The organism is Nocardioides sp. IC4_145, from assembly GCF_011250565.1.
Taxonomy (GTDB): domain Bacteria; phylum Actinomycetota; class Actinomycetes; order Propionibacteriales; family Nocardioidaceae; genus Nocardioides.
In genome coordinates, this window is record NZ_JAANMS010000079.1 from 1 (window position 1) to 6,278 (window position 6,278).

The 6,278-nt window shown below is 73.6% G+C and carries 7 protein-coding genes; 2 read left to right on the forward strand and 5 right to left on the reverse strand.

Annotated elements, in window-relative coordinates:
- Window positions 1-13: 13 nt before the first annotated feature.
- Window positions 14-919: an ATP-binding cassette domain-containing protein gene (locus G6553_RS20385; protein ID WP_166196932.1), complete on the reverse strand. Its 906-nt coding sequence runs from the start codon at window positions 917-919 to the stop codon at window positions 14-16.
- Window positions 920-1,016: 97 nt separating this feature from the next.
- Between G6553_RS20385 and G6553_RS20390 the strand changes: the two genes are divergently transcribed.
- Window positions 1,017-1,865, forward strand: coding sequence for an alpha/beta hydrolase (locus G6553_RS20390; RefSeq protein ID WP_207620083.1), 849 nt, complete (start codon window positions 1,017-1,019; stop codon window positions 1,863-1,865).
- 15 nt (window positions 1,866-1,880) lie between these two features.
- On the opposite strand, the gene G6553_RS20395 is transcribed toward G6553_RS20390, so the two are convergent.
- The 4 genes from G6553_RS20395 to ligD (G6553_RS20410) all read right to left on the reverse strand — a co-directional run bounded on the left by G6553_RS20395 (window position 1,881) and on the right by ligD (G6553_RS20410) (window position 5,167).
- Window positions 1,881-2,570: a response regulator transcription factor gene (locus tag G6553_RS20395; RefSeq protein WP_166196936.1), complete on the reverse strand. Its 690-nt coding sequence runs from the start codon at window positions 2,568-2,570 to the stop codon at window positions 1,881-1,883.
- Window positions 2,571-2,684: 114 nt separating this feature from the next.
- Window positions 2,685-3,197: a hypothetical protein gene (locus tag G6553_RS20400; RefSeq protein WP_166196938.1), complete on the reverse strand. Its 513-nt coding sequence runs from the start codon at window positions 3,195-3,197 to the stop codon at window positions 2,685-2,687.
- Window positions 3,198-3,320: 123 nt separating this feature from the next.
- Window positions 3,321-4,226 carry a non-homologous end-joining DNA ligase gene (gene ligD, locus G6553_RS20405; RefSeq protein ID WP_166196940.1) on the reverse strand — a complete coding sequence of 302 codons (906 nt, stop codon included), beginning with the start codon at window positions 4,224-4,226 and terminating at the stop codon, window positions 3,321-3,323.
- On the reverse strand, window positions 4,223-5,167 hold the full coding sequence (ligD, locus tag G6553_RS20410) for a non-homologous end-joining DNA ligase (protein WP_166196942.1): 945 nt from the start codon (window positions 5,165-5,167) through the stop codon (window positions 4,223-4,225). The genes ligD (G6553_RS20405) and ligD (G6553_RS20410) overlap by 4 nt, the downstream gene beginning before the upstream one ends.
- Before the next feature lie 17 nt (window positions 5,168-5,184).
- On the opposite strand from ligD (G6553_RS20410), the gene G6553_RS20415 reads away from it, so the two are divergent.
- Window positions 5,185-6,198 (forward strand): Ku protein, encoded by a 1,014-nt coding sequence (locus tag G6553_RS20415; protein WP_166196943.1) that lies wholly within the window; start codon window positions 5,185-5,187, stop codon window positions 6,196-6,198.
- The last annotated feature ends 80 nt before the right edge of the window (window positions 6,199-6,278 follow it).

Here is a 6,278-nt window from a genome sequence, read left to right on the forward strand (position 1 = left end):
GTGGTCAGGGTGGTCATGCTGCTGCTCCTTCTCGGGCGGTCTCGGCGGTGAGCTCGAGGAACATCTCCTCCAGGCCGGCGCCGTCGGCGGGCCGCAGCTCGACAAGAGGTACGCCGGCGGCGGAGGCGATCTCGCCGACGCGGGCGCTCTCCGCGTCGACGCGCAGGGTGCCCACCCCGGCGGGGGTGCTGGTCAGGTCGGCGGCCGTGAGCGCGCGGGCCAGGTCGTCGAGGAGGTGGGCGCGCGTCCGGACGAGGGTGCCGGCCGAGGCGAGCAGCGCCGCCTTCGTGCCGGAGGCGACGATGCGCCCCTGACCGATGACGACCAGGTCGTCGGCGACGACCTCGATCTCGTGCAGCAGGTGGCTGGAGAGCAGCACGGTGCCGCCGCGGTCGGCGTACCCGCGCAGCAGGTCGCGCATCCAGCGGATGCCGGCCGGGTCGAGCCCGTTGGCGGGCTCGTCGAGGATCAGCACCCGCGGGTCGCCGATGAGCGCGGTGGCGATGCCGAGCCGCTGGCGCATGCCGAGCGAGTAGTCCTTGACCCGGCGCTTCGACTCCGCCGGGGTGAGGCTGACCAGCTCGAGCATCTCGTCGACGCGGCGGCGCGGCAGGCCCATCGTCTCCTGCGCGAGGGTGAGGACCTCCCGGCCGGTGCGGCCGGCGTGCTGCGCGGACGCGTCGAGCAGCACCCCGACCTCGAGCCCGGGGTTGGGGAGGTCGGCGAAGCGGCGGCCGTCGACGGTGACGGTGCCGGTGGTCGGCGGGGTCAACCCGACCATGACGCGCATGGTGGTGGACTTCCCGGCGCCGTTGGGGCCGAGGAAGCCGGTGACCCGGCCCGCCTCGGCGGTGAACGTGACGTCGTCGACGGCTCGGAAGCCGCCGTAGACCTTGGTGAGCGACTGGACTTCGATCATGGCTCCGAGCCTGGTGCCGCAGCCGGTCCGGCACATCGGGGACCGGCTCGGACGCGACCCTGGCCGCACCCCTGAGCCGCCCCCTACCCTGGCGAGCGTGACCCCCGAGACCCTCGAGGTCCCCCTCCCCGCTGTCACGCTCTCCTGCCTCGCGTGGGGACCCGAGGACGGGCCGCTCGCGGTGCTGCTGCACGGCTTCCCCGACACCGCGTGGACCTGGCGGCACCTCGGCCCGCTGCTCGCCGAGCACGGCTGGCGGGTGGTCGCCCCGTACACCCGCGGCTACGCACCCTCGGGCATCCCGCGCGACGGCGACTTCCACGTCGCGGCACTGATGGCCGACGCGGTCGGCGTGCACGACGTGCTCGGCGGCGACGAGCGGGCAGTGTTGGTCGGTCACGACTGGGGCGCGATCACCGCCAACGCGCTCGGCGCGCACCCGTCGTCGCCGTACTCCCGCGTGGTCACGATGGCCGTCCCGCCGTTGCGCGCGATGAGTGGCCACGGCCCGCTGGTGCTGGCCCGGCAGGCGCGGATGAGCTGGTACACGCTGTTCAACCAGCTCCCGGCCCTGCCCGAGCGCTCCTTCGAGCGGCTGGTGCGCCACCTGTGGGCCGCCTGGTCACCCGGGTACGACGCCGGGCAGGACCTCGAGCACGTGCTGGCCGCGCTGCGCGAGCCCGCCCACCGGTCCGCGGCGCTGGGCTACTACCGCGCCGCCGCCCGCCCGTGGCAGGTCGAGTCGGCGTACCGCGACTGGCACCGCACCTGGACCGGCACCCCGACCGTCCCGGCCCTCGCGCTCCACGGCGCGCAGGACGGCTGCCTCCACCCGCGGATCGCCGAGCGCGCGGGCGCGGTGCTGGTTGAGGGCGCCGGCCACTTCCTCCAGCTCGAGCGGCCCGACGGGGTCGGCCGGTTGGTCACCGGGTTCCTGCAGGACTGAGGGGGCCGAGCGGGCTCAGGCGTCGGGCGAGGCGCCCTCGAGCCGGAAGCCCACGCCGCGCACGGCGACGACCCGGTCGGAGACGCCCTGGCTCTCGAGCTTCTGGCGCAGGCGGCCGATGGTGACGTCGAGGGTCTTGGTCGAGCCGTACCAGTTCTCGTCCCACACGTCGGCCATCAGCCGGCCGCGGGAGACGACCTTGTCGCGGTTGGCGGCGAGGATCGACAGGACGTCGAACTCCTTGCCGGTCAGCGGGACCTCGTCCTCGCCGGAGTAGACCCGGCGGGCGGCCACGTCGATGCGCAGCACGCCGTCGACGGGTGCGGTCTCGCGGGCCCCGGCGGTGCGGCGCAGCAGCGCCCGGACGCGGGCCTGCAGCTCGGCGAGGCCGAACGGCTTGGAGAGGTAGTCGTCCGCGCCGTAGTCGAGCCCGACCACCCGGTCCAGCTCACCGGCGCGGGCGGTGACGATCATGATCGCGCCGTCGAAGCCGGCCTCGCGCGCGCGGCGGCAGACCTCCAGCCCGTCGACGTCGGGCAGGCCGAGGTCGAGGATGACGACGTCGGCCGGGCGCCCGTCCAGCTCGGCGAGCGCCTTCTGGCCGGTGTCGACCCAGCCCACCTCGTAGCCCTCGCGCTCCAGCGTCCGGACGAGGGGGAAGGCGATGTCCTCCTCGTCCTCGACGACCAGAACCCGGTGACCCATGGCGACGAGCATAGAGCCAGGGACCCCCCGCGTCCGGGGAAGCGGCCCATCCTCCCTCGGGCCCGGGCCCACGCCTGGGCCCAGGCCGGGGCAGGTGCCGGAGCAGGGGCAGCGTCAGTCGCTGGTCACCCAGGAGTACGACGCCGTGGCCGGGGTGTCCCCGCCCGGCACCACGGGCGCGTCGTGCGGCAGCGAGACGACGAACGTGTACGTCGCCGACGCGCCCGCCTCCAGCCAGCCCATGTCGAGCGGGTAGTCGCCGAGGCCGCCGAACGTGCCGTCGTACACCTCGCGCCCCTCGGAGGAGACGCTCAGCCGCAGCCGGCCCCCGGCGTACGCCGCCGGGTCGCCGGTCTCGGTGAAGGTCAGCCGAGCCGGCTCGGGAGCGTCGTTGGCGATCGTGACGGTGCGGGTGGCGCTGTCACCGGGAGCGAGGTCGGTGACCGTGAGCGTCGCCGTGCGACCGTCCTCGGCGACCAGGTCCACCCCGGCGCCGGCGTCGCTCGACCCGCTCAGCGGCAGCCCGGAGAGCAGTCCCACGGCCGCGACGGCCGCGACCGCGACAGCGGGCAGCACCAGGAGGCGCGGGCGGACGGTGGTCGTCGGCGAGGTCGTCAGGCTGGTCATGTCGGTGCCGCAGTCCTTCCAGGGCGCCGGTCCCCCGACCGGCGTGCTCCCCACGCTAGGGAGGCGGCGGCCACGGCCCGGTGACGCCGACCCCTCCTCGACGGAACAGTTGGGTAACAGCGCTCAGGCGAAGAGGTCGCCGTGCTCGGCGACGCGGTCGAGCACCTCGTCGTACCGGAACTGCCGCAGCCCCTCCTCGTCCTCCGCGCCCTCCTCCACCTCGGCCCACGTGACGGGCGTGGCGACGGTGGGGCGCTCCCGGCCGCGCAGGGAGTAGGGCGAGATCGTGGTCTTGGAGCCGGCGTTCTGCGACCAGTCGAGGAAGACCTTGCCGGAGCGCCGGGCTTTGGTCATCGTGGCGGTGACGAGCGTGGGGTGCTGCTTCTGGAGGGCCTCGGCGACCTCCTTGGCCAGCGCGGTCGAGTCGTCGGACGGCATCCGGCCCGGCAGCTCGGCGTACAGGTGGAGGCCCTTGCTGCCGCTGGTGACCGGCCGGCAGTCCAGGTCGCGCTCGGCCAGCGCGTCGCGCACCATCAGCGCGACCTGGCAGCACTCGTGGAGACCAGCGGGCTCGCCGGGGTCGAGGTCGATGACGAGGCGGTCGGCGTTGCGGGGGCGGCCGTTGCGGCCCACGGTCCACTGGTGGACGTGCAGCTCGAGCGCGGCGAGGTTGACCAGCCAGGTGAGCGTGGCGAGGTCGTCGACGACCGGGAAGACCAGCTTGTCGCCGTTGCGGGAGCTGCCGCGGCTGCCGGTGGTCGGGACGGTGGCGGTGCGCACCCACGACGGCGCGCCGGCGGGCACGTTCTTCTCGTAGAAGCTGCTTTCCTGCACGCCGTGGGGCCACCGGATCCGGGTCACCGCGCGGTCGGCGAGGTGCGGCAGCATGACCGGCGCGACCTGCGCGTAGTAGTGCAGCACCTCCCCCTTGGTGGTCCCCGTCGCCGGGTAGAGCACCTTGTCCAGGCTGCTGATCTTCAGCCGTCGCCCGTCGACCTCGACGACGACCTCCTGCTTCTCGGGGCTCAACGTCCCTCCCCCTGCGGGTCGACGAGGAGGTCCTCGGGCGAGAGGTCGGCGCGGACGCCCTGGTACGACGGCTGGCGCAGGCGCTGGGCCCGCGAGGTGTGGTGGGTGTCGACGTCGACGACGAGCACCGGCTCGACCCAGTGCGTGCCCTTGGCGTCGACGCGCGGCACCTCGTCGGCGAACGGGCTGGACGTCCGCGCGTACGCCGCCAGCGCCTCGGTCAGGGCGGCGCTCGCCCGGCCGCCGATGCCGCTGCCGACCCGCCCGCGGTACATCAGCCCGTCCGCCGTCGGCTCCCCCACCAGCAGCGCCCCCAGCCGGCTCGTGCCCTCGGTCGGGCGCCACCCGCCGACGACGTACGACAGCCGGTGGCGGTGGGCGAACTTCAGCCAGTGCGGCGAGCGGGCGTCGAAGGTGTAGCGGCTCGACAGCCGCTTGCTGACGATCCCCTCGAGCCCCTGCTGGCGGGTCGCGTCGAGCAGCATCGCGCCGTCGTCGTACGACGCCGGCACCTGCCAGCCGGTCAGGCCGAGGTCCGCGAGGCGGGCGCGCCGCTCGTGCAGCGGGAGGCCGGTGAGGTCCTCACCGTCGAGACGGAGCAGGTCGAAGACCATGAACGTCGCCGGCACGCGGTCCGCGAGCCGCGCCGCGGTCGTCGCCTTGCGCACGTGCATCCGGTCCTGGAGCACGCGGAAGTCCGGCAGCCCCTGCTCGTTGAGCGCGATGACCTCGCCGTCGACGAGCAGGTCGCGGGCGCCCAGCGGCGGCTCGGCGAGGTCCGGCCACGCGAGCGTCACGTCGTTGTCGTTGCGGCTGGTGAAGCGCGTGCGCCTCTCGCGGCTGGTGTCGGCGAGGACGCGGACGCCGTCCCACTTCACCTCGTGCGCCCACTCCGCACCGGCCGGCACCGAGGTGCCCTTGGTGGCGAGCATGGGGCGCATGGGGCCATGCTTACCGCATGCGAGCGATCTGGAAGGGTGCGGTGTCCTTCGGCCTGGTCAGCGTGCCGGTCAAGCTGTACGCCGCCACCGAGTCGCACGACGTGTCGTTCCGGCAGGTGCACGCCAAGGACGGCGGGCGGATCAAGTACCAACGGGTCTGCTCGGTCGACGGCGAGGAAGTTCCCTACTCCGAGATCGCCAAGGGCTACGAGACCGAGGACGGCGAGATGGTCGTCCTCGACGAGGACGACCTGTCCGAGCTGCCCTCGACGTCGTCGCGGGAGATCGCGGTCGAGAAGTTCGTGCCCTCGGACCAGATCGACCCGATGCTGTTCGAGAAGAGCTACTACCTCGAGCCCGAGAAGTCCGGCGCCAAGCCCTACGCCCTGCTCCGCCAGGCCCTGCTCGAGGCCGACCGGATGGCCGTCGTCACCGTCGCCCTGCGCCAGCGCACCACCGTCGCCGTGCTGCGCGTGCGCGACGACGTGATCGTGCTCCAGACGATGATGTGGCCCGACGAGGTCCGCACCCCCGACTTCAACGTCGAGACCGGCGAGGTCAAGGACGCCGAGGTGAAGATGGCGCGGATGCTCGTCGAGACCCTCGCCGGCGACTTCGACCCCTCCGAGTTCGAGGACGACTACGCCGAGGCCGTCGAGGCGATGGTCAAGGCCAAGATCGAGGGCGGCGAGGTCAAGCGCACCCCCACCTCCACCAAGTCCTCCGGCGAGGTCGTCGACCTCCTCGCCGCCCTCCAGCGCTCTGTCGACGCCGCCAAGACCGCCCGCGGCGAGGCGCCCCGCGCCTCCGACCTGGACGAGCCCCAGGGCGACTCCGACGCCGGCTCCGACGGTGACGGCGACGACGAGGCCGAGGAGAAGCCGGCGAAGAAGACGGCCGCCGCCAAGAAGTCGTCCTCGGCGGCGAAGAAGTCGACCGCCAAGAAGGCCCCCGCCAAGAAGACCGCTGCCAAGAAGTCGACCGCGAAGAAGAGCACCACGAAGAAGGCCGCGGCTAAGAAGGCGAGCTGACCCCAGGACCGCTGCCGTGTGACGCGGGCCACGTGCGTCCGGCTCAGCCCGCCGGCCGCCGGGCCGATGTCCGGTCGTCC